The sequence below is a fragment of the Kitasatospora sp. NPDC101183 genome (assembly GCF_044767945.1).
GTDB lineage: Bacteria > Actinomycetota > Actinomycetes > Streptomycetales > Streptomycetaceae > Kitasatospora.
This window is the reverse complement of the sequence record NZ_JBIWOW010000008.1, coordinates 257,613-282,233: the sequence shown is the minus strand read 5'-3', so window position 1 is coordinate 282,233 and position 24,621 is coordinate 257,613. Positions and strand designations below refer to the sequence as shown.

The 24,621-nt window shown below is 72.4% G+C and carries 26 protein-coding genes and 1 tRNA gene; 17 read left to right on the top strand and 10 right to left on the bottom strand.

Features of this window, described 5'->3' with window-relative positions; genetic code table 11:
* Positions 1-140 precede the first annotated feature (140 nt).
* Positions 141-926 carry a TetR/AcrR family transcriptional regulator gene (locus ACIRRS_RS13830; protein ID WP_402969474.1) on the top strand — a complete coding sequence of 262 codons (786 nt, stop codon included), beginning with the start codon at positions 141-143 and terminating at the stop codon, positions 924-926.
* 30 nt (positions 927-956) lie between these two features.
* Here ACIRRS_RS13830 and ACIRRS_RS13825 read toward each other — a convergent pair whose 3' ends face one another.
* The 4 genes from ACIRRS_RS13825 to ACIRRS_RS13810 all read right to left on the bottom strand — a co-directional run bounded on the left by ACIRRS_RS13825 (position 957) and on the right by ACIRRS_RS13810 (position 5,299).
* On the bottom strand, positions 957-1,451 hold the full coding sequence (locus ACIRRS_RS13825; protein WP_402969471.1) for a DinB family protein: 495 nt from the start codon (positions 1,449-1,451) through the stop codon (positions 957-959).
* Between the two features lie 14 nt (positions 1,452-1,465).
* On the bottom strand, positions 1,466-2,263 hold the full coding sequence (locus ACIRRS_RS13820) for a VOC family protein (RefSeq protein ID WP_402969468.1): 798 nt from the start codon (positions 2,261-2,263) through the stop codon (positions 1,466-1,468).
* A 136-nt stretch (positions 2,264-2,399) separates the two neighbouring features.
* A complete protein-coding gene (locus tag ACIRRS_RS13815) occupies positions 2,400-4,859 on the bottom strand; it encodes a germacradienol/geosmin synthase (RefSeq protein WP_402969465.1) in 2,460 nt (819 codons plus the stop codon).
* A 257-nt stretch (positions 4,860-5,116) separates the two neighbouring features.
* On the bottom strand, positions 5,117-5,299 hold the full coding sequence (locus ACIRRS_RS13810) for an SDR family oxidoreductase (RefSeq protein ID WP_402969462.1): 183 nt from the start codon (positions 5,297-5,299) through the stop codon (positions 5,117-5,119).
* A gap of 41 nt (positions 5,300-5,340) precedes the next feature.
* Between ACIRRS_RS13810 and ACIRRS_RS13805 the strand changes: the two genes are divergently transcribed.
* Positions 5,341-5,619, top strand: a complete 279-nt coding sequence (locus tag ACIRRS_RS13805) for a hypothetical protein (protein WP_402969459.1) — start codon at positions 5,341-5,343, stop codon at positions 5,617-5,619.
* A 67-nt stretch (positions 5,620-5,686) separates the two neighbouring features.
* Here the strand turns inward: ACIRRS_RS13805 and ACIRRS_RS13800 are convergent, their stop codons facing one another.
* Positions 5,687-6,034, bottom strand: a complete 348-nt coding sequence (locus tag ACIRRS_RS13800; protein ID WP_402969456.1) for a DoxX family protein — start codon at positions 6,032-6,034, stop codon at positions 5,687-5,689.
* Positions 6,035-6,338: 304 nt separating this feature from the next.
* Here ACIRRS_RS13800 and ACIRRS_RS13795 point away from each other — a divergent pair, with 304 nt between their 5' ends.
* Entirely contained in the window at positions 6,339-6,980 is a 642-nt protein-coding gene (locus ACIRRS_RS13795) for an HhH-GPD-type base excision DNA repair protein (RefSeq protein WP_402969453.1), read from the top strand.
* Positions 6,981-7,052: 72 nt separating this feature from the next.
* Here the strand turns inward: ACIRRS_RS13795 and ACIRRS_RS13790 are convergent, their stop codons facing one another.
* On the bottom strand, positions 7,053-8,525 hold the full coding sequence (locus tag ACIRRS_RS13790; RefSeq protein ID WP_402969694.1) for an MFS transporter: 1,473 nt from the start codon (positions 8,523-8,525) through the stop codon (positions 7,053-7,055).
* Positions 8,526-8,613: 88 nt separating this feature from the next.
* Here ACIRRS_RS13790 and ACIRRS_RS13785 point away from each other — a divergent pair, with 88 nt between their 5' ends.
* Positions 8,614-9,561, top strand: coding sequence for a helix-turn-helix transcriptional regulator (locus tag ACIRRS_RS13785; RefSeq protein WP_402969450.1), 948 nt, complete (start codon positions 8,614-8,616; stop codon positions 9,559-9,561).
* Here the strand turns inward: ACIRRS_RS13785 and ACIRRS_RS13780 are convergent.
* Together ACIRRS_RS13780 and ACIRRS_RS13775 are read right to left on the bottom strand one after the other, a co-directional pair.
* A complete protein-coding gene (locus tag ACIRRS_RS13780; protein ID WP_402969447.1) occupies positions 9,558-10,436 on the bottom strand; it encodes a hypothetical protein in 879 nt (292 codons plus the stop codon). The genes ACIRRS_RS13785 and ACIRRS_RS13780 overlap by 4 nt on opposite strands.
* Positions 10,437-10,438: 2 nt before the next feature.
* Positions 10,439-10,957 (bottom strand): YbhB/YbcL family Raf kinase inhibitor-like protein, encoded by a 519-nt coding sequence (locus ACIRRS_RS13775; RefSeq protein WP_402969444.1) that lies wholly within the window; start codon positions 10,955-10,957, stop codon positions 10,439-10,441.
* A 90-nt stretch (positions 10,958-11,047) separates the two neighbouring features.
* On the opposite strand from ACIRRS_RS13775, the gene ACIRRS_RS13770 reads away from it, so the two are divergent.
* Positions 11,048-11,827: a rhomboid family intramembrane serine protease gene (locus tag ACIRRS_RS13770; RefSeq protein ID WP_402969441.1), complete on the top strand. Its 780-nt coding sequence runs from the start codon at positions 11,048-11,050 to the stop codon at positions 11,825-11,827.
* Positions 11,828-11,904: 77 nt separating this feature from the next.
* On the top strand, positions 11,905-13,086 hold the full coding sequence (locus ACIRRS_RS13765; RefSeq protein ID WP_402969438.1) for a hypothetical protein: 1,182 nt from the start codon (positions 11,905-11,907) through the stop codon (positions 13,084-13,086).
* Positions 13,087-13,120: 34 nt separating this feature from the next.
* Here the strand turns inward: ACIRRS_RS13765 and ACIRRS_RS13760 are convergent, their stop codons facing one another.
* Positions 13,121-14,686: a helicase HerA-like domain-containing protein gene (locus ACIRRS_RS13760; RefSeq protein WP_402969435.1), complete on the bottom strand. Its 1,566-nt coding sequence runs from the start codon at positions 14,684-14,686 to the stop codon at positions 13,121-13,123.
* Positions 14,687-14,866: 180 nt separating this feature from the next.
* On the opposite strand from ACIRRS_RS13760, the gene ACIRRS_RS13755 reads away from it, so the two are divergent.
* Positions 14,867-15,163 carry a type II toxin-antitoxin system VapB family antitoxin gene (locus tag ACIRRS_RS13755; protein ID WP_030061387.1) on the top strand — a complete coding sequence of 99 codons (297 nt, stop codon included), beginning with the start codon at positions 14,867-14,869 and terminating at the stop codon, positions 15,161-15,163.
* Positions 15,164-15,424: 261 nt separating this feature from the next.
* Positions 15,425-16,084 (top strand): LytR C-terminal domain-containing protein, encoded by a 660-nt coding sequence (locus tag ACIRRS_RS13750; protein WP_402969691.1) that lies wholly within the window; start codon positions 15,425-15,427, stop codon positions 16,082-16,084.
* 77 nt (positions 16,085-16,161) lie between these two features.
* Here ACIRRS_RS13750 and upp read toward each other — a convergent pair whose 3' ends face one another.
* Positions 16,162-16,797 carry a uracil phosphoribosyltransferase gene (gene upp, locus ACIRRS_RS13745; protein ID WP_402969432.1) on the bottom strand — a complete coding sequence of 212 codons (636 nt, stop codon included), beginning with the start codon at positions 16,795-16,797 and terminating at the stop codon, positions 16,162-16,164.
* A 162-nt stretch (positions 16,798-16,959) separates the two neighbouring features.
* Between upp and ACIRRS_RS13740 the strand changes: the two genes are divergently transcribed.
* The 9 genes from ACIRRS_RS13740 (at position 16,960) to ACIRRS_RS13700 (ending at position 24,572) form a co-directional block, all read left to right on the top strand.
* Positions 16,960-17,196: a hypothetical protein gene (locus ACIRRS_RS13740; protein WP_402969429.1), complete on the top strand. Its 237-nt coding sequence runs from the start codon at positions 16,960-16,962 to the stop codon at positions 17,194-17,196.
* Between the two features lie 227 nt (positions 17,197-17,423).
* Complete coding sequence (locus ACIRRS_RS13735) at positions 17,424-17,981, top strand: tRNA adenosine deaminase-associated protein (protein WP_402969426.1); 558 nt, start codon at positions 17,424-17,426, stop codon at positions 17,979-17,981.
* Between the two features lie 50 nt (positions 17,982-18,031).
* Complete coding sequence (gene tadA / locus ACIRRS_RS13730; RefSeq protein WP_402969423.1) at positions 18,032-18,559, top strand: tRNA adenosine(34) deaminase TadA; 528 nt, start codon at positions 18,032-18,034, stop codon at positions 18,557-18,559.
* Between the two features lie 69 nt (positions 18,560-18,628).
* Positions 18,629-18,718 (top strand) — tRNA-Ser (locus ACIRRS_RS13725).
* A gap of 490 nt (positions 18,719-19,208) precedes the next feature.
* Complete coding sequence (locus ACIRRS_RS13720; protein ID WP_316522556.1) at positions 19,209-19,373, top strand: hypothetical protein; 165 nt, start codon at positions 19,209-19,211, stop codon at positions 19,371-19,373.
* Between the two features lie 82 nt (positions 19,374-19,455).
* A complete protein-coding gene (locus ACIRRS_RS13715; RefSeq protein WP_402969420.1) occupies positions 19,456-19,749 on the top strand; it encodes a Dabb family protein in 294 nt (97 codons plus the stop codon).
* A 207-nt stretch (positions 19,750-19,956) separates the two neighbouring features.
* Positions 19,957-20,871, top strand: a complete 915-nt coding sequence (locus tag ACIRRS_RS13710) for an RNA polymerase sigma factor SigF (protein WP_402969418.1) — start codon at positions 19,957-19,959, stop codon at positions 20,869-20,871.
* 145 nt (positions 20,872-21,016) lie between these two features.
* Complete coding sequence (locus ACIRRS_RS13705; RefSeq protein ID WP_402969415.1) at positions 21,017-21,910, top strand: RNA polymerase sigma factor SigF; 894 nt, start codon at positions 21,017-21,019, stop codon at positions 21,908-21,910.
* A gap of 322 nt (positions 21,911-22,232) precedes the next feature.
* A complete protein-coding gene (locus tag ACIRRS_RS13700; protein ID WP_402969412.1) occupies positions 22,233-24,572 on the top strand; it encodes a hypothetical protein in 2,340 nt (779 codons plus the stop codon).
* The last annotated feature ends 49 nt before the right edge of the window (positions 24,573-24,621 follow it).

Below are 24,621 nucleotides of genomic sequence, written 5' to 3'. Positions count from 1 at the left end.
CGTACGAATCGACCGAACACCGTACGCACAACCGCACAGCGTTCGGATCTGGGCCCTATGCTGGAGCCAGGAACCCCGAAGACCCCAGGACGCACGGACGGCCCGGGGGCTCAGCCGGAACAGGACGGAAGGAGAGCTGGATGACGGACGACTCGGAGGCGGACCGAAAGGCCCGAGGGAGCGCGGCCCCGGGAATCCCCAACCCCTGGGCCCGCCCGCAGCGCGCCCGGCGCGAGCAGCCGGTGCTCAGCCGCGGGCAGATCGTCCGGGAGGCGCTCACCCTGCTGGACGCCGACGGCATCGAGGCGCTGAGCATGCGCAAGCTCGGCGCCCGCCTCAACGCCGGAGCCACCTCCCTCTACACCCACGTCGCCAACAAGGACGAGCTGCTGGCCCTCGTCGTCGACGAGGTCTTCGGCGAGCTCCCCCTCCCGGACGCGACCGGCGCCGAGGACCCGGCCGTGTGGCGCAAGGCCGTCGAGGAGATCGCCGAGAACCTGCGCGCCTGCGTGCTGCGCCACCCGTGGATGGTCTCGGTGCTGGGCGACGTCGGCATGGTCTACTTCGGCCCCAGCTGGATGCGGCTCTCCGAGGCCATGCTGGCCCTGATGGACGAGGCCGGCTTCGAGGACGGCGACGCCAACGAGGCCATGAACGTCCTGGTCGGCTACATCATCGGCACCGCCACCGTGGAGGCCGCCTGGCTCAGCGCCCTCGCCAAGAGCGGCCGCGACGAGCACGAGTGGGTCGCCGAGATGATGCCCAACCTCATCGAGGCAACGAAGGAGTTCCCGCGCCTGCACCGGCTGTACACCACCCACGTGCCGGACGAGGTCGCGGAGGGCCGGGACTCCGGCTTCACCAGGAACGTCCGCCTGATCCTGGACGGGCTGGAATCCTCCCTCAACCGCACCTGGAAGCACTGACCGCACCGCCCGGGGAGAGGACCGGGCACGTCACCCCGTCGCCCGCACCCCGTCCAGCGACTCCCGGATGATGTCCGCGTGCCCGGTGTGCTGCGCCGTCTCCGCGATCAGGTGCAGCACCACCTGCCGCGCCGACCACCGCGCCCCCGGCTCGAACCAGGGCGCGGGCGGCAGCGGGTGCGCGAGGTCGAGGTCGGGCAGGCCGCGGAGGAGTTCGTCCGTCGCCCGCCCGACCTCCTCGTACGCCGCCAGCAGCCCCTCCAGCGTCTCGCCCTCGGCCATCCGGAACTGCCCGGCCCAGTCCTCCTCCCCGCCGCGCATCGCCTCCGCGCCGCCGGTGACGAACCGCGCCCAGCGCGCCTCGACGGACGCCACGTGCTTGATCAGCCCGCCGAGGGTCAGCTCGCTGACCGTGGTGCGCCGGGCCGCCTCCTCGTCGGTGAGGCCGTGCACGGTGCGCCGCAGCAGGAACCGCCGCCGGTCCAGCGACTCGACGAGCTCCTCGCGCTCCTGCGCCGAACCCATCGCGGGCCCCGCCCTCAGGCGTCCTCGGTCGGCGGGCGCCCGCCGACCGTCCGTCCGAGGTCGATCAGCCCGAAGGCCGCGCCCTGCGGGTCGCCGACCGCCGCGAACCGGCCGAACGGGCTGTCCATCGGCCCGAAGTAGACCTTGCCGCCGCGCGCCGTCAGCCGCCCGATCGCCGCGTCGGTGTCGTCCACCGCGAAGTACACGCTGACGTACGAGGGCGCCTCGGGCGGCAGGAAGTCGCCCACCGCGGCCATCCTGCCCAGCACGGGCCGCTCGCCCACCGTGAACATCCGGTAGTCGAAGTCCCCGCCCGCCATCTTCCGCACGCCGTACGGGAAGACGGCGGGGAAGAAGGCGTCGGCCCTGCCCGGCTCGCGCGTGATGACCTCGGCCCAGGCGTACGAGCCGGGCGCGTCCTGCTTCTCGAAGCCCTCGTGCACGCCGGCCTGCCAGACGCCGAACACCACCCCGCCCGGGTCCCGGGCGATGACGAGCGTGCCGAAGTCCCCGACCGCCATCGGCCCCATCACCACCTCGCCCCCGGCGGCGCGGATCCGCTCGGCGGTGGCGGCCGCGTCCGGCGAGGCCAGGTAGAGGCACCAGGCGGACTGCGCCTGCTCGCCGGGCATCGGCGGCACGATCGCGGCGACGGCCTTGCCGTCCGAATAGGCCTGCGTGTAGTTGCCGAACTCGGACGCGCTCTCGCCGAACGTCCAGCCCAGGACGTCCCCGTAGAACGCCTTGGCGCCCTCCAGGTCGGTGAACATCGCGTCGGCCCAGCAGGGTGTGCCCTCAGGTAGCGCGGTCATCTCTTCTGCCCTCGCGTGCGGCGGTACGCGCACGCCGGCGGGTGTGCGCGGCCCCCCGGTTGGCCAGCCTAGCCACGACGCGACGCACCCGCGCGGGATGACCCGCGCGGGTGCGCCACCGTCACCGCGGGGAGGCTCAGTGCAGCCCGGCCACCCCGCCGCCCACCGGCGGACGCAGCGAGGACGTCCCCAGCCCGGTCGGCCCCATCGGCACGGAAGGCAGCACAGGCACGGAAGGCAGCACAGGCACGGCAGGCACCCCAGGCTCAGCCGAAGCAGCGGAAGCAGCCGAAGCAGCAGCCGGAACAGCGGCCCCCGCCCCCCGCGCCGCCAGCACCCGCTCCGGCCCGAAGTGCCGCTCCAGGTCCTCCTCCCGGTACCGCCGGCACCCCTCGTGCCAGTTCAGCACCCCCGCCAGCCAGTCCTCCAGCTCCCGCACGTACCCGTCCAGCAGCCCCCGCGCCTCGGCGTCCAGCCCGAAGTCGTCGTACATCACCGGGAGTTCGTTCTTCGCCACGTGCCGGAACTGGTCGAGCCGCGAGTGCATCAGGTCGTCGACGATCCGCGCCGCCGCCGGGTAGTCGCAGTTGAAGAAGTTCTGCACCACCAGCACGGCGTTGTGCAGCTCCCCCTCGTACTCGACCTCCTTCCGGTACGAGAACACGTCGTTGATCATGCACCCGTAGTCCATCGCGGAGTTCTCCAGCGCCCGCATCGCCCCGTGCCGGTAGACCTCCGGCGGCACGGACTTCCCGTGGCCGAGCCGGCTCAGCGCCGTGGTCAGGTCGGAGCCGAAGGTGGCGCGGCGCATCTCCAGGTAGTCGACCGGGTCGGGAACCCGGTGCTGGATCTGGTTGGCGATCTCCCAGATCCAGCTGTCCGTCATAGAATCGACGGACTCCCGCAGCCGCTCCCGCGCCTCGACGGTCATCGGTGAGGCGGTGCGCTCCCAGATGTCGGCGAGGCCGCGCTCCAGCGCGTTCAGGGGCTCGGGCGCGGCGCTGCCGTCCACCGGCATGAACAGGCGCAGCCGCGCGGTGGCCTGCTTGGCACCGGCGAGGTCGCGGGTGCGGCCGAACACCATCGGGTAGTAGTCGTCGGCCCAGGTGCCCCAGGCCAACCAGGCCGAGGTGATGTCGAGTTGCTCCTCACTGGCGTCCGGGTGGATGCCGGCGGAGCACAGCGGCAGGTCGTAGTCCCGCATCGACTCGGCGTCCCAGATGCCGGGCCCGGGCAGTCCGGGCTGCTCGCCCAGCAGGCCCATCCGCCCGGCCCACTCGACCACCCGCTCCCGCGCGCCGTCCAGGTGCGGGCTGAGCCGGAGCTCGAACGGCAGCCTGAACTCGGGCAGTTGGCCGGGCCCGACCGGCCGGAAGGGCACGTGCCCGTGCGAGCGCGCCCGCCGCACCGCCGGCGCCACCCCGCCGGAGCGCCCGGCCGAGCTGTCACCCCGGGCCACGGTGGCCCCGCCGCGCAGCACGTCCAGCGCCGAGGTGCCGATCCCCCCGATCGCGTAGGCGTCCCACCAGTTGCCGCCCGCTCCGAGCCCCGGCAGCGCCCCGCCCGCGCCCGGAGCGACCCCTCCCTCCGAACCGGCCGCCGCCCCACCGCCGTTCATGTACCGGCTGGAGCGCATGTGCCACTCGTGCCCGCCCGCCTGCCAGTCCTGGAGGCCCTTGACGTACGCCAACACCCGCGCCCGGCCCTCGGGTTCGAGCCCGGTCTCGGCGAACAGCACCGGCAGCTCGGTGAAGACGGTGTTCTCGAACTGCTGCAGCCGCGAGGTGATCAGGTCGTTGACCGCCTCGGCGGCCTCCTGGGTGGTGCAGTTCAGGAAGGTCTCCAACACCAGGATGCCGTTGCTGAGTTCGCCCTCGTCCTCGACCTCCCGCTGGTACGAGAAGATGTCGTTGCGCAGGTGCACGCCGTCCGAGAAGGCGTCCATCAGCACCCGCAGCGCCCGCGACCCCGACACCTCCTTCGGCACCTCGGCCCCGGCCGCGTACTCGACCAGCTGCGCGGACCAGGGCGCGCCCCCGACCTTGCGGCGCATCTCGATGTACTCGACCGGGTTGGCGATCCGGCCGGCGTCGATGTTGGAGAGCTCCCACAGCGACTCGTTCAGCAGGTTGCGGGTGCTCTCCGCGAACCGCACCCGCCAGTCCTCGCCCATCGCCGGCACGGTGCGCCGCCACAGGTCGGCCAGCCCCGCCTCGACGGGGTTCCGCGGCTCGGGCGTCCCGGCGTCCGGGTCGGCCGGCATGAACAGCGGCAGCCGGTCCAGGTGCGCCTTGCCCGCCTCCCGGTCGTTGGTGCGCTTGTACATGTCGAGGAAGTGGTCGTCGAAGAAGAAGACCCACACGTACCAGTCGGTGACCAGCGACAGCGCCTCGGCGTCGCAGTCGGGGTGGGTGTAGGCGCAGAGCAGTCCGTAGTCGTGGGCGTCGAGGTCGGCCTGGTCCCAGATGCCCGATCCCTCCAGCATGCCCATCTCCCGTGCCCAGGCGCTGGAGTGGACCCTGGCCTCGTCCAGATGGGGATTGAGGCGTGCCGGGTGCGGCACGTAGAAGGACGGGAGTTCGAACGGCTGGGTCACGGCGGGCGGGCCTTTCTGGACGCGTCGATTGGACCAAGAATGACCCGCCGTCATCTCCCCGCATGGGCACAACCGAAACAGTCATATGAAATGACCAACTCGCCCACCAGTCCACTCGAACACCCGCCCGAGCGCCCCCTCCCCCCAAGATCGTCCGCACGACCCCCACAACCGCCCACCACCCCCGCCCACCGCCCCACCACAACCACCCGTCCAGCCCAGCGCACCCCCTCCTCCCCGCGCCCCGTACGAGCAGGTCACGCCGTCTTGACGGCCCCCGCGTCGACGAGGTGGTCGGTGCCCGTCGTACTGGCCGCCAGCGGCGAGGCCAGGTAGGCGACGAGGGCGGCGACCTCGGCGGGTTCGACCAGGCGGCCGGTGGCCATGCCGAGCATGCCCGGCAGGGCGTCGAGGAGCTGGGACTGCGAGAGACCGAACACCCCTGGTCGCCCTGCACCAGGTCACCGCCAACGTCCTGCGGGTGAAGATCGGTTGGGGCTTCGCGCTGAACGCCGTCCCGGAGGACGAGGAGACCGCCCGCATCCACGCCGACGTCCTCGCCCGCTGCGACGGGCTCTTCGCCCGCGCCCGCGAGGCCGGCGTCCTGCGCCCGGACACCGACCTCGGCTGGGCCCGCCGCGTCTACTACGCCCTGATCCACGAGGCCGCCACCGGCCCGGCCGCGACGCTCCCCGACACCCCCGGGTCCCGCGCCGCCCTCGTGGTCGACACCCTGCTCCGGGGCCTCGGCCCGGCCTGACCCGCCCCCGGCCCGTAAGCCCTCGGGCCGCGAACCCCCGACCCCCGAACCCCCGGCCCCCGAACCCTCAGGCCGCGAGCGCCAGCACCAGCGAGGCCACCACCGGCGCCATGTAGATCAGCGGGAACGGGACGTTCCCGTACGCCCGGGCCCGGAGCACCGTGAGCACCGCCCCCAGGAAGTAGAGGACGAGCCCGACCGCCGCCGCGTACCCGACGGCCGGCACCGCGAGCCCGACCAGCAGCCCCACCGCCCCGGCGGCCTTGGCGACCCCGAGCCAGACCCACCACGGGCGCGGAACGCCGTACTGGACCAACGGCCCCACCACGTACGAGGCCTTCGCGAAGACCGAGCAGGCGGAGAAGCCGACGTTCAGCGCGGCGAAGACGGTGACGACGACGTAGGCGACGGACATGGTGCTGCTCCCCATTCGACGGGCGCCGCCCCGGACCGTTCCGCGGCGGCTCGACACCCCTCTGACCCGGCGCGTCCCACCGGTGTGACAGCCCGGACGAAAACGAGGGCAAAAAATATTCCGCGCCACCCCCGTGCCGCCCCTCGCCACCCCCAACAACCGCTCCGCCAACGAACCATGCAGACCCCCCAAGGGTGGTGAACACCAAAACTCCCCGTCAAACGGGCGTGTTGATCGCGTCCGCCCCCACCCGGTCGACCAGACTGGGCGCCGATCCGACGTCAACTCCGAGGTAGGGACGCCCATGAACGTCACCGTCCGGCTCGCCCAGCAACCCGAGGCCGACGAACTGCTCGGACGCAGCGCGCTCGCCGTCCTCGTCGGCATGCTGCTGGACCAGCAGGTCCCGATGGAGTGGGCGTTCACCGGCCCGCTGACCATCGCCCAGCGCCTCGGCCACGACGACCTGGACGCGCACGAGATCGCCACCTACGGCCCGGAGGAGCTCGTCGCCCTGCTCTCCGCCAAGCCCGCCGTCCACCGCTACCCGGCCGCGATGGCCAAACGGGTCCAGCAGCTCTGCCAGTTCCTGGTCGCGCAGTACGACGGCGAGGCCGAGGCGCTCTGGAAGGACGTGCGCACGGGCAAGGAGCTGCTGAGCCGCCTCAACGCCCTTCCCGGCTTCGGCAAGCAGAAGTCGCAGATCTTCCTGGCCCTGCTCGGCAAGCAGTACGGCGTACGGCCGGAGGGCTGGCGCGAGGCCGCCGGCGCCTACGGCGAGGAGGGCGCGCACCGTTCCGTCGCGGACATCACCGGTCCCGAATCCCTCACCCTGGTCCGGGAGTTCAAGCAGGAGGTGAAGCGCGCCGCCAAGGAGGCGAAGGCCGCCGCCAAGCCCCGCACCGTCACCCGCGCATCGATCGCGGGCATCGCCGCCGCACGCTGACCGCCCGCAACCCCCGCAACCGACAAGGGCCCCGGCCGCGAACCGCGACCGGGGCCCTCCGCACGACGCCGGTCAGACCAGCGCGACGTCCCGCTCCGGAGCCTCGACGGCCTCCGCCGCGACCGCCTTGCGCCGGGGCAGCGCGAACATCAGCAGGAACACGCCCGCCAGCACCGCCGCGACCCACCACATCGCGTGCACGAACGCCCCGTTGAAGGCCTCCCCGACCGCCTGCGGCGCGACCGCGTCGTCCACCTGCCCGAAGAAGGCGACGGACACCAGCCCGAGCCCGAGCGCGTTCCCCACCTGCTGCACGGTGTTGATCAGCCCCGAGGCCGACCCGGCGTGTTCGCGCGGCACCTCCGCCAGCACCGCGTCCGTGATCGGCGCGACCACCAGCCCCATCCCGAGGCCCATCACGACCAGCGGCAGCGCCATCTGCCAGGGCGCGATGCCCGTCCCGTACCGGTGCGCCTCCGCGATGTAGAGCAGCACGCCGGCCACCATCACCAGCGCCCCCGCCTGCAGCACCTTCCGCCCGAACCGCGGCACCAGCTTCTGCACGGAGAGCCCGGCCGCGACGGAGACGGCGAAGGAGAACGGCAGGCCGGTGGTGCCGGCCTTGAGCGGGCTCCAGCCCAGGCCGATCTGCATGTACAGCGTCCAGATCAGGAAGAAGATCCCCAGCCCGATCCCGAAGGCGGTCTGCACCGCGATCCCGGCCGCGAAGGACTTCACCCGGAACAGCGACAGCTCCACCAGCGGCGAGCCGTCCCGCCGCGCCTTGACCCGCTCGTACGCCACGAACAGCGCGAACACGACCGCGCTCCCGCCCATCGACAGGTACCCCCACAGCGGCCAGCCGGCCTCGCGCCCGTGGGTGAGCGGGTAGATCAGCATCAGCAGGCCGAGGCTGGCCAGCACCATGCCCACCAGGTCCAGCCGGAGCGCCTTCTCCGCCCGGGACTCGTCGATGTAGCGGCGCCCGAGCAGGAACCCGGCGATGCCCACCGGCAGGTTGATCAGGAAGATCGGCCGCCAGGCCAGGCCGAACAGGTCCCACTCGGTCAGCAGCGCGCCGATCATCGGACCGGACACCGCGCCCAGCCCGACCACCGCGCCGAACATCCCGAACACCTTGCCGCGCTCCTCCGCCGGGAAGGTCGCGTGGATGATCGACAGCACCTGCGGCACCATCAGCGCCGCCGTCCCGCCCTGGAGCACCCGCATCGCGACCAGCATCTCCGGCCCCGAGGCCAGCCCGCACAGCGCGGAGGTCAGGGTGAAGCCTCCGATCCCGACCAGGAACACCTTCCGGCGCCCGTGGATGTCGCCCAGCCGCCCGCCCGTGATCAGGCCGACCGCGAAGGCCAGCGAGTACCCACCGGTCACCCACTGGACGGCGCTGAAGGAGGCGCCGGTGTCCTCCTGGATGCTCGGGATCGCGATGTTGACGATCGTCACGTCCACCAGGTCCATGAAGGAGGCGACCATCACGATCGCCAACGCGATCCACCTCCGCCGGTCCGCACCCGCGCTGTTCATCCCGTACTCCTCGTTCGTCGGCACGTCCCCGACGATATGCCGGAACTAGGACAGGTCCTGTCCTAGTTCACCCGGCATCATGGACGGCATGACCGACACGCCCGCCCGGCTGCTGAGCCTGCTCTCCCTCCTCCAGACCCCGCGCGAGTGGCCCGGCACCGAACTCGCCGAGCGCCTCGGCGTCAGCCCCCGCACCATCCGCCGCGACATCGACCGGCTGCGCGACCTCGGCTACCCCGTGCAGGCCACGGTGGGCGCCATCGGCGGCTACCGCCTGGTCGCCGGCACCGCGATGCCCCCGCTGCTGCTGGACGACGAGGAGGCGGTGGCCATCGCCGTCGGCCTGCGCGCCGCCGCCGGCCACGCCGTCGCCGGCCTGGAGGAGGCCTCCGTACGGGCCCTCGGCAAGCTGCTCCAGGTCCTGCCCTCACGGCTGCGCCACCGCGTCGGCACCCTCAACGCCGCCACCGTGCCGCTGCCCGGCGACGGCCCGACCGTCGACCCGGACGACCTGACGGTGATCGCCGGCGCCGTCACCAACCGGGAGCGGCTGCGCTTCGCCTACCGCTCGTACGACGGCACCGCCACCAGGCGCAACGTCGAGCCCGAGCGCCTCGTCTCCACCCGCCAGCGCTGGTACCTGGTCGGCTACGACCTCGACCGCGAGGACTGGCGGCTCTTCCGCGTCGACCGCCTCGACGAGCCCTTCCCCACCGGCGCCCGCTTCACCCCGCGCCCGCTCCCCGCCGAGGACGTCGCCACGTACGTGGCCGGCAAGCTGCGCCGCACGGTCCTGACCACGATCGTCGCCACCGTGCACGCCCCGGCCGAGGAACTGGAGCGCCGCCTCGGCCGGTTCGACGGAACCGTCGAGCCGATCGACGAACACCGCAGCCTGCTGCGCACCACCGACTCGGTCGAGTGGACGGCGATCCGGCTGCTCACCCTGGACCGCCCCTTCGAGGTGCACGAGCCCGAGCAGCTGCGCGAGCACCTGCGCGCCCTCGCCGACCGGGCCCGCAACGCCGCGGGTTAGGCGGACACCCGGTACCACGCGTCGTCGGCGCGGAACCACAGCACGCCGTCCCGCCCGTGGGCGCGCCCGTCGACCCGGCCGGCGACCTTCCGCCTCCCGGTCTCCTTCCACTTCTTGCCGACCAGCAGCTGCCGGGTCAACTCCCCACCACCGGACAGGAAGACGCCCTCACGGCCGCGCACCGCGAAACCGGCCGGCTGCCGGACCGGGCAGGGGATCGTGGAGGAGGACCCGTCCTCGGGGTCGATCCGCGTGAGGTGGCTGCCCGCGGAGCTCGGGTACCAGGCGAGCCAGGCGCACCGGCCCTCGGTCGCCCCGGCCAGGCCCTCCAGCGGATGGCCCGGCAGGTCCGCCGGGCTCCACACCACGTCGCCCTTCGCACTCACACCCCGGAGCCCGGCGACGGACATCGGGTGGTCGCCGTAGACGCCCTCGTCCCCGTAGGCCATCCAGATCCGGCCGCCGCGGTCGGTCACCAACGCCCGCGTGTCGTCGCCGAGCATCAACTCCCGTACGGGAGCGCCGTCCTGGCCGTACACGACGCCGTTGGGCAGCCAGCCGCCGCGCTTCTCCCCGGCCCGGAACCCGGCCAGCAGCACCCGCCCGCCGGGCAGCAGCGCCAGGTGGTCCGGCGACACCCCGACCCCGGCGAGCGGCACGCGCCACTCGCCCCGGGCGCCGCGCACCAGCACCTCGGCCCCGTACGGGAACCGCACCGCGGGCCAGGACCCGGCCGGCGCCGCGCACTCCCGCGGCACCAGCAGGACGGCCAACTCCCCCTCGGGGCCCACCGTCCAGACCACGGCCCTGCGGCCGGCCCGGCGGTCCTCCTCGGGCAGCCGCCAGACCTCGGCCAGGTCCTTCCCGGGGATCACCGTCAGACCCCGTACTCCGCCGTCAGCAGCGCCCGCCCCAGTGTGTGGAAGGTCAGGTTGAACCCGACCTGCGCCGGCGGGGCGTCGGCGGGGACGTCCAGCTTCTCCACGTCCAGCGCGTGCACCGCGAACACGTACCGGTGCGGGGCGCCGGGCGGCGGGGCCGCGCCGTCGTACCTGTTCCCCGGGAAGTCGTTGCGCCCGTGGAAGGAGGCCGCACCGGGCAGCGCCTCGTCCGAGGAGCCCGCGCCGCGCGGCAGTTCGACGGTGTCGGCGGGCAGGTTCAGCGCCAGCCAGTGCCACCAGCCGGAGCCGGTCGGCGCGTCCGGGTCGTAGCAGGTGACGGCGACGCTCCGGGTGCCCTCCGGCAGGCCCGACCAGGCCAGCTGCGGCGAGAGGTTGCCGCCCCCGTGGATGAACTCCCGGGCCAGCGTGCCGCCTTCGGTGATGTCCGAGCTGGTCAGCTCGAAGGACGGCACCTTCGGGAGGAACTCGTACGGCAGCGGCGGACGGACACTCATCGGGGGCCACCTCTCATCGCTCTCAACGTTTCGGCACCTGTCACTGTAATGGGGTGCACGCCCGATCCCGACGCCCCTAGAGTCGAAGGCATGGCCTCGGAAGACCGCAGCACCGCCGCGAGCACGCTCGACCCCGCCCAGATGATCGCCGACGCCCGCCGGGCGCTGTTCACCATGGTCGGCGTCCTCGCCGCGATCTGGCTGATCCAGCTGGTGAACTGGATGGACGACTACGACCTCGGCCGGCAGTTCGGCGTCCGGCCGCAGGAGCTGGGCAAGCTGCCGAACATCGTCACCGCGCCCTTCCTGCACTGGAACTGGGCGCACCTGGAGGCCAACTCCGGCCCGCTGTTCGTCTTCGGCTTCCTCGCCGCCTACCGCGGGGTGAAGAAGTTCCTCGGCCTCACCCTGCTGGTCGTCCTGACCAGCGAGCTGACGGCCTGGGTCTTCGACCCGCCGAACACCGTCGGCGCGGGCGCCAGCGGCGTGGTCTTCGGCTACTTCGGCTACGTGGTGCTGCGCGGGATCATCGACCGCAACCTGGTCGACACCCTGATCGGCGTCGTCCTCGGCGCCTCCTTCGCCTACATGGTCACCGGTGCCGTCCCCGGCGTCGCCCCGCACGGCATCAGCTGGGCCGCCCACCTCGGCGGGCTCCTCGGCGGCCTGGCCGGCGCCTGGGTCTTCCGCAACCGCGCCCCGCGCCCCGCCAGGGCCGCCGCCGCACCCAAGGCCACCAAGGCCCCCAAGACCCGAACGGCCGCCAAGCCCTCCCCCGGGTCCACCTCCACCAAGGCCCCGCAGCCCGCCACCAACCCCAACAGCCCCAACGCCGACCTGCTCAAGCAGCTCGACGACCTCGGTCTCTAGACAACAGCCGGTACGGACCACCCCACCCCGGCGGCTAGCGTGGTCGGCGCACCAGCCCCCAGCTCCGGAGCCGCGCCGTGGAGTCGTCCGTCCTCGCCTTCGCCACCGACCTGATCGACGAGGGAGCCGACACCTTCTTCGGCAACCTCACCGACCGCGCCGGGGTCGGCGGCGTCACCCTCGCCTCCGTCTACCACGAGGCCCGCGACGTCTTCCCGCACAACCCCTCCCGGGTGATCCGCTACCTGGAGCCGGGCGCCGCCTACTTCCGCCCCGACCCGGCCGCCTGGCGGGGCCGCCGGCTGTCCCCGGCGCCCTCCACCGCCATCGGCGAGCGCGACCCCTTCGCCGAGGCCGCCGAACAGGCCCGCCGCCGGGGCATGAGGCTGCACGCCTGGACGGTCTTCTGCCACAACGACCGCCTCGGCTTCGCCCACCCCGACTGCGCCCCGGCCAACGCCTTCGGCGACCGCCACCTCACCGACCTCTGCCCGGCGAACCCGGAGGTCCGCGAGTACGCGCTGACCCTGGTCACCGAACTCGCCCGCTACGGCGTGGACGCGATACGCGCCGAGTCCCTGCACTTCCACGGCCTGCGCCACGGCTACCACCACGAGCGCTACTTCGAGGAGCTCGGCCCCACCGCCGAGGCCCTCCTCGGCGTCTGCTTCTGCCCCCACTGCCGCATCGCCGCCACCCGCGCCGGCGTCCCGGCCGCCGAGGTCGCCGAGGCCGTACGGACGGAACTGCGCCACCGCCTCGCCGACGAGCACGCCGCCGCCCGACCGGCCGACCTGAGCACCCTCGCCGACGGCGCCTTCGCCGCGTACGTGGACGCCTCCGCCGCCACCGTCACCTCGCTCGCCGCCGACCTCTCCGAGCAGGCCCGCCGCCACGGCATGCGGCTGAGCTTCATGGACGGCGGCGGCCCCGGCAAGGGCTGGCTCTCCGGCATCGACCTGCCCGCCCTGGCCGAGGCCGCCGACCGGATCGAGACCCTCGGCTACGCGAAGACCCCGGAGGCCGTCCGCGAGAAGGTCGCCGCCTTCGCCCTGCACGGCGTCCGCCCCCAGGACATGGCCGTCATCCTGCGCCCGACGGCCTCCGACTGCGACGGCCCGGAGAACCTCGCCGCCAAGATCGCCACCCTGCGCGAACTGGGCGTCCCCGAGGTCGAGTTCTACCACTACGGCCTGATGCGGCTCTCCTCCCTCGACCGGATCGGCGCCGCGCTCTCCCGGTCAGCACTCTCCGGCTGAGCACTCTCCGGCTGAGCAGTCACCGCCTGAGCAGTCACCGCCGCTTCTTCGAGGTCCCGAACAGGCTCCGCGAGATCTCCTGCCCGAGCTGCTTGCCCGCCGAGCGCGCGAAGGACTTCACCGTCGGGTTGTTCAGCAGCGACCCGAACAGCCCGCCCGCCGCCGCCTGCTTCTCCTGCTTCTCCTGCCTCGGCTCGGGCGAAGACGCGGGCGAAGGCCCGGGCGAAGGCTCCGACTCCGGCACAGCCGCCCGCGCCGCCAGCTTCTCGTACGCCGACTCCCGGTCGATCGCGTCCCGGTAACGCACCGTCAGCGGCGAGGCGTCCACCGCCGCCTGCAGCGCGCCCGGCTCGATCGGCCCCATCAGCGACTGCGGCGCCCGCAGCCTCGTCGCCGCCACCGGCGTCGGTGCCCCCTTCTCGGAGAGCACCGTCACCACCGCCTCCCCGGTGCCCAGCGAGGTGAGCACCGCGCCGAGGTCGTACGAGGAGCGCGGGAAGGTCGAGACGGTGGCCTTGAGCGCCTTGGCGTCGTCGGGGGTGAAGGCCCGCAGCGCGTGCTGCACCCGGTTGCCCAGCTGGGCCAGCACGTCGGCCGGCACGTCCTTCGGGGTCTGGGTGACGAGGAAGATGCCGACGCCCTTGGAGCGGATCAGCCGCACGGTCTGGGTGATCGCCTCCAGGAAGGCCTTGGAGGCGCCCTTGAACAGCAGGTGGGCCTCGTCGAAGAAGAACACCAGCTTGGGCTTGTCGAGGTCCCCCACCTCGGGAAGCTCCTGGTAGAGGTCGGCGAGCAGCCACATCAGGAAGGTGGAGAACAGCCTCGGCCGGTCCTGCACGGCGGGCAGTTCCAGCACCGAGACCACCCCGCGCCCGTCGGCCGCCGTGCGCAGCAGGTCGGCGGTGTCGAAGGCGGGCTCGCCGAAGAACGCCCCGGCGCCCTCGTTCTCCAGCACGGTGAGCGCCCGCAGGATGACCCCGGCGGTGGCCGTGGAGAGGCCGCCGATGGTCTTCAGCTCCTCCTTGCCCTCGGGCGAGGTGAGGTGGGCGATGACGGCGGTGAGGTCCTTGAGGTCGTACAGCTCCAGCCCGCGTCGGTCGGCGTAGTGGAACACCAGGCTGAGCGAGGACTCCTGGGTCTCGTTCAGGTCGAGCACCTTGGCGAGCAGCAGCGGCCCGAACCCGGTGACGGTGGCCCGGACGGGGATGCCCGCGCCCATGCCGCCGAGCGCGTAGAACTCCGCCGGGCAGCCCTGCGGCGCCCAGCTCTGCCCGACCTCGGCGGCCCGGGAGGCCGTGCGGTCGCTCGGCGCGCCGGGCGCGGAGATGCCGGAGACGTCGCCCTTGACGTCGGCCAGGAACACCGGGACGCCCTGTGCGGAGAGCTGCTCGGCGATCAGCTGGAGCGTCTTGGTCTTGCCGGTGCCGGTGGCCCCGGCGACCAGCCCGTGCCGGTTGAGCACGGCCAGCGGGATGCGCACCTGCGCGTCGGCGTACGCGGTGCCGTCCAGCAGCACCGCGCCGAGGTCGAGCGCGGGCCCGGTGAACGCGTACCCGTCGGCGATCTCCCGGACGGTCTGCGGGGTGGGGGCGGAGGACATCGGTGCACTCTCCTGGGCGGGCGGACGGTCCTGGCGGGCGCCCGAACACCGAGACGGCCGGGCGATGTTCGCGACATTTCCCATCAAACAACCGCATTCGCCCGCCCGCAGCTCGCACCCGCGCGCGTGGCGCCGCCGCCGCTGCTGGGCCATCCGCCGTCCGAACGGTAGGCTTTCCGTGTGATCTTCAAGCGCATCGGCAATGGGCGGCCGTACCCGGATCACGGCCGGACGAGTACGCGCCAGTGGGCTGACGTCGCCCCGCGTCCGGTGCGGCTCGACCAGCTGGTGACCACCAAGGGCCAGCTCGACCTGGAAACCCTGCTGGCCGAGGACTCGACCTTCTACGGGGACCTCTTCGCCCACGTGGTGAAGTGGCACGGCGACCTCTACCTGGAGGACGGGCTGCACCGGGCCGTTCGGGCCGCGCTGCAGCAGCGCCAGGTGCTGCACGCCCGTGTCCTCGAAATGGAGTGACGGCCGCCCGCCAGGCCCCGTCCCGACTTCCGGACCGCCCGCACGCCTCCTGGCGCGGGGCGGTCCGCCCGTACCCCGGTACCCCCTTTCGGGTGCCGGGGTACTCCAGATGATGATCGTTTAGTACCTTCGCTGCCGGTCGGCACTACGCTGCTGACTACGGCCGCGACCAGGGAGTCCGCCCGCACCGGCGGACGCCCGCACCGGCCGTCCCGTCATCCCGAACCCCGCCCCGGCACGAGGGGGAGACATCCCGTGAGCATGTTGACCCCTCAAGGCCTCAAGGGGAAGCAGTACCGCGTCACCGGCAACTCCTACCCGCGCCTGGGCCGGCCCCCGAAGAGGAGCCGCAAGGTGATCGCGGCGCTGGCCGGCCTCCTGGCCCTGGCCCTGATCGGGCTCGGCGGCGTCCAGCTGTACGACATCTTCACCGGCAAGGACAAGAACTCCTCCGCCCAGGCCTGCGCGACCCCGTCGGGCAAGGCGCTGGCCGCCCCGGCGCCCTCCGCGACGCCCGGCGCCCCTGCCCCGGTCGACCCGCACGCCGTCCCGCAGCCCTCGGCCGTGACGGTGAACGTCTACAACGCCACCGCCAAGGGCGGCCTCGCGGGGCGCACCGCCGAGGAGCTCAAGAAGCGCGGGTTCCTCATCGGCAAGGTCGGCAACGCCCCGGCCGAGCTGGACAAGAAGGTGCCCGGCACCGCCCAGCTGATCGCCGGCCCGACCGGCGCCGGCGCGGCCACCCTGGTCGGCTCGCAGATCGCCGGCGCCGCCACCACGGCCGACGCCCGCACCGACGCCACCGTGGACTTCGTCATCGGGGACTCCTACAACGCCCTGCTGGACGAGACGGCGGCCGCCGCCGCGCTCAACCTGGCCACCAAGCCCTCCCCCACCCCGACGGCCGCCGGCAGCTGCTGACCGGCCCGGCCCCGGACGCACCCGAGCCCCCGACCGCACGCGGTCGGGGGCTCGTGCACGTCCTCGGGCGGCGGGGCTCAGCCCGCGGTGCCGTACAGCCGGTCGCCGGCGTCGCCGAGGCCCGGCACGATGTAGCCGTTCTCGTTGAGCCGCTCGTCCAGCGCGGCGGTGACCACGGTGACGGGCAGGCCGGCGAGGTCCCGCTCCAGCACCGCCACGCCCTCCGGCGCGGCCAGCAGCACCACGGCGGTGACGTCGGTGGCGCCGCGCTCGATCAGCATCTTGATCGCCGCGACCAGGGTGCCGCCGGTGGCCAGCATCGGGTCGAGCACGTAGACCTGGCGGCCGGAGAGGTCGTCCGGCATCCGGGTGGCGTACGTGGAGGCCTCCAGGGTCTCCTCGTTGCGCACCATGCCGAGGAAGCCGACCTCGGCGGTGGGCAGCAGCCGGGTCATGCCGTCCAGCATGCCGAGGCCGGCCCGCAGGATCGGCACCACCAGCGGGCGCGGGTAGCTGAGCCGGGTGCCGAGGGTGACCGCCACCGGGGTGGTGATCTCCACCTCGTCGGTGCGGACGTCCCTGGTGGCCTCGTACGCGAGGAGGGTCACCAGCTCGTCGGTCAGGCGACGGAAGGTCGGCGAGTCGGTGCGCTCGTCGCGCAGGGTGGAGAGCTTGTGGGCGACCAGGGGGTGGTCGACGACGTGGAGACGCATGTGTCGAGGTTAGCCCGCTCCCGGACGCCCGTACGACACGCCGTGCCAGGGCCGTCGCCTGGGCGGGTCACCGCGCCGTGACACGCCGTGACACGGCGCGGATGTCCGGACGGAACGGCCTCCTGTGGTATCAACCGGGCGGAACGGGGAATGTCTCGACCCATGACGAGCAACCCGAACCCCGGGGACGGCTCGGCGGACGAGCCCGTCGTCGGGGCGGGCCAACGCTTCGGCCCGCCCCAGGACCCTCCGGAGACCGAGGCGGAGCGCCGAAGGCGGCGGGCCCTCTTCCTGCGCGAACTCGCGGAGGCCCGCGAGCTGCGCGAGCGCGTCCAGCCCCGGCGGACCAAGGAGAGGCGGATGCGCGAGGCCATGCGGATGCGGACGTTCCGGATCTGACGCAGCCAATTCGGACGCTCCGGGCGAAGTTCGACCGCCTTCGGAGCGCCCCGGCGGCGCCGGGCGCCGCTTCCGACACGACCTGCGAAGACGCGCTGCCGAACACCCCCCGCAAGGGCGGGCTTTCTGTCACGATTCCGAGGGGACGGTCCGAACAAGCGGACCGCCTCTGGCGCGGGGGCGGCCAGGATTCACGCGTCGCCCGTACGCGCCGACAGCCGAGACCGATGATCTTGGGAGTGTCCCTGGTGGCGTACTTCGCTGCAGTGCTTGCTCGCACCGAGGACGGGTGGGATGTGAGCGAGGCCGAACTGGACAACGTCGAAACCCTGGCCGACCTGGCCGACCTGGCCCGCGCCAGTGCCCAGGACGACGACAGCGTCCTGATCTTCATCGAACAGGAGGACTCCTGGTTCGCCGTCGTCCGGGTGGACGGCGAGGAGGACCCCCGGATCTTCGTGTCGGACGGCGCCGCCGCCGCCCGCAGCTCCTACGGCTCCGTCCTCACCGACGAGCTGGTCGACCAGGCCGGCGAGAGCGAGTTCGGCGACCTGGACCACCTGCTGGACGAGGCCGAGGAGGCCGAGGAGGAGGACGACGAGGACGCGGACGCCCGCGGCGGCGTCCCGGTCGGCCCGCTCGGCGACTCCCACCTGCTCACCGAGTTCGGCCTGGCCTCCGAGGAGCTGCTCGCCCTCAGCGGCGAGGGCGCGGTCCCCGGCGACGCCCTGGAGGAGATCGCCGAGGCCCTCGGCTGCGGCGAGGTCCTGGAGGCGGTCCGTTAGCGGCCGGTGCCCCGTCCCGGCCCCGGGCCGGATGGCCGACACTGGATGCCATGCAGCCCGCCGCCACCCCGCCGACCACCCCCCTCGTCCCCCCTCTGCCCGCCCCCGTCCGCCCCGACCCGGTCCGCGACCGCTGGGCGGCGCCGATGCGCCTCGCCATCGCCGAGGCCGCCCTGGCGCCGGCCACCGGTGACGTCCCGGTCGGGGCGCTCGTCCTGGGCCCGGACGGCGACGTGATCGGCCGCGGCCACAACGAGCGCGAGGCGATCGGCGACCCGACGGCCCACGCCGAGGTGGTCGCCATCCGGCGGGCGGCGGAGAAGACCGGCGAGTGGCGGCTCAGCGGCTGCACCCTGGTCGTCACCCTGGAGCCCTGCACCATGTGCGCCGGCGCCATCGTCCTCTCCCGGATCGACCGCGTGGTCTACGGCGCCCTCGACGAGAAGGCCGGCGCGGCCGGCTCCCTCTTCGACGTGATGCGCGACCGCCGCCTCAACCACCGCCCCGAGGTCGTCCCCGGCGTCCTCGCCGAGGAGTGCGCCGACCAGCTGCGCGCCTTCTTCGACGGCCACCGCTGACACCGCCTCCGGCCACCCCGTTCCCAACGGATTTCGTGACCGTGCCACCCGTCCGGTAGAGTTCCCCTCGGTAGCGTGTCCGAGCGGCCAAAGGAGCACGCCTCGAAAGCGTGTGTGGGGGCAACTCCACCGTGGGTTCGAATCCCACCGCTACCGCCATTGAGCTGGAAGAACGAAGGGCCCCGACCGGGAACGGTCGGGGCCCTTTGTCGTTGCGGTCCCGGTCCCGGTCTCAGTTCCGGTCCCGGCTCCTGGCTCCCGAACGCGGAAAGGCTCCGTACCCCGGGCCGATGACCACCGGTGCCCGGTCCGTACGGAGCCTGGAGGGGGAGCGGTTCGGGGGGACTCACCGCTCCCCCTGGCGGAGGTCCCACAACCGGCGCCGCGTCGGGGGGAAGTCGCGGCGCCCGGTCCCACAGCGGGGATCTCCGGTCCACGTACCGGGATTCCTGCCAGATCCGCGGTACGCCATCCATCCTGCCGCCGCGGGCGGGCCCGGGCATCCGGAGAAAGGCCCCACTCGCGGGGACCTTCGTCCCGTCGGGCGAACGCGTCGCACACTTGATAGCCCGTCCGGTGGATAAGCTGCCGGGGTGCAGGGCCGCTCGGGGAGCCGATGACGGCGGCCCACCGGAAGGAAGGGACCTCGATGGCGCAGGCGAAGAAGATCGGCATCGTGCTCCTGCTCGTCTTCGTCCTCTACTCGATCATCACCTCGCCCTCGCGGTCGGCCGAGCTGGTCCAGCTGGGCTTCGAGGGGATCTCGAACGCGGCCAAGGCGGTCGGCACCTTCATGACGGGGTTGATCAAGTAGCGGGACGGCCCGCGGGCGGCCCCGGCGCACCGGCTACGGTGGGCGGGACCCTCTACAACCCCGTCCGCGAGGAGTGCCCGTCGTGATCCGGCACCTGGTCCTGTTCAAGCTCGACGAAGGCGTCGCCAAGGACGACGAGCGCGCGCTCGCCGGCGCCGAGGCGTTCGCCGGGCTCGGCCCGCTGATCCCCGAGCTGCGCGCGTGGGAGTGCGGCTGGAACACCACCGAGCGCGACATCGCGTACGACTACGCGATCAACAGCCTGGTCGAGGACCGCGACGCCCTCCAGGCGTACCTGACCCACCCGGCCCACCAGGCCGCGGCCGGCCTGTGGCGCGAATTCGCCACCTGGGTGATCGCCGACATCGAGGTCTGACCCCTCCGCACCTCCCGCTCCGTCCCCCGGACGGACCCCGGCGCCCCGTCCGACCTCCGGACGGGGCGCCTTGCTCCGTCCGGGAACGACCCTTGCCCCGCCCCGCCCCCACCCCCCGCTACGGCCGCCCGCCCCATCAACACACCTCCACCGGGTACTTGCCCGACCTGCGCCCGCCTTGTGATGCTATGACCGGTTTTGCCGGACATGGCGAGGTGGAGAACCAGCCGCGACACCCGATCCGCAGGGCCCGCCGTAGACGACTTTGGGAGGGGTGACGTGTCCGTGGACGAAGTGTTGGCTGCGATCATCAGCCCGGCCGGCGAACTCCGCCCGGACGGACTGCGCGGCCCCGGCCGCCCCACCGTGGACGTCCGGACGCTGACCCGGGTGCTGTTCGAGCGGCTCGCCGAACTGCCCCCCGGCACCCCCGAGCGGGAGCGGGTCCGGGCGGCCCTGATCGAGGTGAACATCCCGCTGGTGCGCTACGCGGCCACCCGCTTCCGCAGCCGCAGCGAGCCCATGGAGGACGTCGTCCAGGTCGGCACCATCGGCCTGATCAACGCCATCGACCGCTTCGACCCCACCCGCGGCGTCCAGTTCCCGACCTACGCGCTGCCGACCATCCTCGGCGAGATCAAGCGCTACTTCCGCGACAACGTCCGCACCATGCACGTCCCGCGCCGCCTCCAGGAGCTCTGGGTCCAGGTCAGCGGCGCCATGGAGGAGTTGACGGTGCTGCACGGCCGGACGCCCAAGGTGCCCGAGATCGCCGCCAGCCTGCGCATCCCCGAGGAGGACGTCCGGGCCTGCCTGGACGCCGGGCGCGCCTACAACGCGGCCTCCCTGGAGGCGGCCCAGGAGCACGAGGGCGGGCTCGCCCTGCTCGACCGCCTCGGCTACGAGGACTCCGCGCTGGCCGAGGTCGAGCACCGGGACATGGTCCGCCACCTGCTGGTCCAACTCCCCGAGCGGGAGCGGCGGATCGTGATGCTGCGGTTCTTCGCCAACCTGACCCAGTCGCAGATCAGCACCGAGTTGGGGATGTCGCAGATGCACGTCTCCCGGCTCCTGTCACGCATTCTGACGAGGCTTCGGACCGGAAACTCCTGGGAAGAGTGAGATTGCTGCGCGTTACCCGGGCGTGACGATTTGCGACGTTCGGGTTTGCCGTGCGCGGTGATCCGGTAAGGAGGGGATTGGGCCCGCACCGGGAACCTCCGGTCGTCGGCCCCCGTTCAACCGTCAGTCACGAGGGGGTGGGCGCATGTCCGGAGAGCTGGGCACTGCGGAGATCCACGCTGGTCAGGCCGAGGGCACCGCGATCGCCGGGAGCGGCGTGCCGCTCCAGCGGGTGCGCACCGACGAGCCGCCCGAGGCGCAGGCCCCACCCGGCGCCGCGCTGGACACCCGGACGCTCTCCCGCTCGCTGTTCCTGCGCCTGGCCGCGCTGGAGCCCGGCAGCGCCGAGCACACGTACGTCCGCGACACCCTGATCGAGCTCAACCTGCCGCTGGTCCGGTACGCCTCGGCGCGCTTCCGCAGCCGCAACGAGCCGATGGAGGACATCGTCCAGGTCGGCACCATCGGCCTGATCAAGGCGATCGACCGGTTCGACCCGGAGCGCGGGGTGGAGTTCCCCACCTTCGCGATGCCGACGGTGGTCGGCGAGATCAAGCGCTTCTTCCGGGACACCAGTTGGTCGGTGCGGGTCCCGCGACGGCTCCAGGAGCTGAGGCTCGCGCTCACCAAGGCCGGGGACGACCTCTCCCAGCGGCTGGACCGCTCCCCCACCGTCGCCGAGTTGGCGGTCTGCCTGGGCGTCAGCGAGGAGGACGTCGTCGAGGGCCTCGCGGTGGGCAACGCGTACACCGCCAGCTCGCTCGACTCCAGCCCCGGCGAGGAGGACGGCGACGGCCCGCTGGCCGACCGGCTCGGGTACGAGGACCTCGCGCTGGAGGGCGTCGAGTACCGGGAGTCGCTCAAGCCGCTGCTGGCCAAGCTGCCGCCGCGCGAGCGCCGGATCATCATGCTGAGGTTCTTCGGCAACCTCACCCAGTCGCAGATCGGCGAGGAGATCGGGATCTCCCAGATGCACGTCTCGCGGCTGCTCACCCGCACGCTGACCCAGCTCCGCGAGGGCCTCGTCAACGAGGGCTGAATCCCGTCGGCGGCGGGCGCGGGGTTACCGGATCCGTTGCATTGTGAATTCACGCTGTCACATGGCACCGGAGGGCGGGGGCTCCGGTTTTTCATTTTCAATTCATTATTTGCATCACCGGTCCTCCACCGGTCACAATCAGCGCCTTCATGGCTTTGCCATGAACGTTGGTAACAGGTTCGCTGCACTCTCGCCCAATTGGTCACTCCTGTACCCGGGCCTCGACCAGGATGGGCGCCGGGCAGCCTGCTGCCCGCGAACAGCGACAGGGGGCGGACGGCTGCGGAGCAGCCCGGCGTCCGACCCCAAGGGGAGGCACAACATGGGTCGAGCGACCCGAAGAGTCGCCGCGTGTGCGGCGGCAGTTCTGCTGGCCGGTGGGCTCCAGACCACCCTGGCCCACGCGGACACCACACCGCCGAGGATCGACCTCGCCGTCCTGGTGATCGACGACGGCGGCCCGGCGGTCGCGTCCATCGCCGCCGAGTTGAAGAGCCAGGGCACTCCGTACACGGTCGTCAAGCTCAGCGACACCGGCCGGCCGGTGATCAACGCGGCCTTCCTGAGCGACACCCTGAACGGCCTGCCCCGGGGCAAGTTCCAGGGCATTGTCATGCCCAATGAGAACCCCTTCCCGGCCGGTTCCGCCGAGATGACCGCGATCGCGACGTACGAGGCGGCATTCAATGTCCGCCAGATCGACGCGTACACGTGGGCCAACCCGGCGGTCGGTCTGAACTACGCGGCGAATCCCGGTTACGTCGGCACCCTCGACGGCACCCAGGCCTCCACCACGGCCGCCGGCACCTCCGGCCCGTTCGGGTACCTCAAGGGCAGCGTGCCCTTCGAGGACAACGACCCGAACGTCAGCGAGAGCTACGGCTACCTGGCCACCCCGCTCGCCTCCCTGCCGGCCGGAGCCTCGTTCACCCCGCTCGTCGACGCGGCGATACCCAACTCGACCAGCCGCGGTTCGCTGGTCGGCGAGTACACCCACGACGGCCGCAAGGAACTGGTCGTCACCTTCGTCTACAACCAGTACCAGCAGCAGTTCCGGCTGCTGGCGCGCGGCATGGTCGACTGGATCACCCAGGGCGTCCACCTCGGCTACGACCGCAACTACTTCGCGACGCACGTCGACGACGTCTTCCTGGCCGACGACCGCTGGAGCACCACGCTCAAGTGCACCCCGGGCGACGTCACCTGCCCGCCGGGCACCCCCGGGACGTCCAACCCGATCCGGATGACGCAGGCCGACGCGCAGTTCCTCAAGCAGTGGCAGACCACCAACAACTTCACGTTGGACATGGTCTTCAACGGCGGCGGCAGCGAGGACTGGAAGACGGACCACCAGGTCACGGTGGACCCGACCGTCAACCAGATGATCGCCGACCAGACCAGCTACCGGTGGGTCAACCACACCTACACCCACCCGTACCTGGGCTGCGTCCAGGACGTCACCGTGGTGCCGTGGCGCTGCTCCAAGGACGCCTCGGGCAACACCGTCTGGGTCGACTACAACACCATCTACTCCCAGATCAAGAACAACTTCGACTGGGCCACCCGCAACGGCCTCAACGTCGACCCGCAGGCCCTCGTCACCGGTGAGCACTCCGGTCTGCTGACCGCCCCGCAGGAGACCAGCGACAACCCGAACCTGGCCCCGGCGCTGGCCGCCAACGGGATCAAGTTCACCGGCAGCGACGCCTCCCGCGAGCCCGCCCAGCGGGCCGTCGGCTCGTCCACGCTGACCGTGCCGCGGTACCCGATGAACGTCTTCTACAACGCCGGCACGGCGGTGGAGGAGGCCGACGAGTACAACTGGATCTACACCAGCAAGGCCAACGGCGGCAGCGGGGTCTGCGAGAACAACCCCAACTCCACCTGCCTGCCGCAGCCGCTGAACACCACCACCGGCTACCAGTCGTACATCGTGCCGCTGGAGGCCCGGATCGACCTCGGCCACGTGCTGAGCAACGACCCGCGCCCGCACTTCGTGCACCAGTCGAACCTCTCCGAGGACCGCATCCTGTACCCGGTGCTGGAGAAGATCCTCGGCACCTACCGCTCGCTCTACGCCGACAACACCCCGATCGTGAACCTCGGCGAGCGGGCGATCGGCCAGGAGTTCCAGAAGCGCGGCGCCTGGAACGCGGCCGTCGCGGCCGGCCAGGTCACCGGCTACCGGATCGGGAACACCGTCACGGTCAACGCGCCGTCGGGCGTTCAGGTTCAGGCCACCATGCCGACCGGAACTGCTCAGCAGCTGGTCATCGGAACGGCCGCCTTCGGTTCCGCTTACGCCGGTACGCTCTCTGGCTGGGTGGCCCCCGGCCCCCTGCAGACCAGCGTCACCCTGCAGCTGCCCTCGGCCGCCGCTCCCGCCGCTCCGGCCAAGGTCGCCCCGAGCGTCGCCGCCAAGTCCGTCCCGGCTCCGGCCCCGGCGGACAAGAAGGTCGTCCCGCAGGGCGTCGCCACTCCCGTCCCGGTGGGCCCGAGCGACACCGCTCGCGGTGCCACCCCGTCCCTGGTGCCCGGCAGCGGAACCCCGGTGCCCGGCAAGGGCGTCGCCAAGGGCGACGACGCCCGCGACGCGCGCGGCAAGGCCTCCGGGGGGACGGCTCCGCGCGGCACCACCACCGGCCACTCCGGCAACCGGTAACCGGTAACCCGAAACACCCGATGACGGGGCCGGACCGGGCGACCGGCCC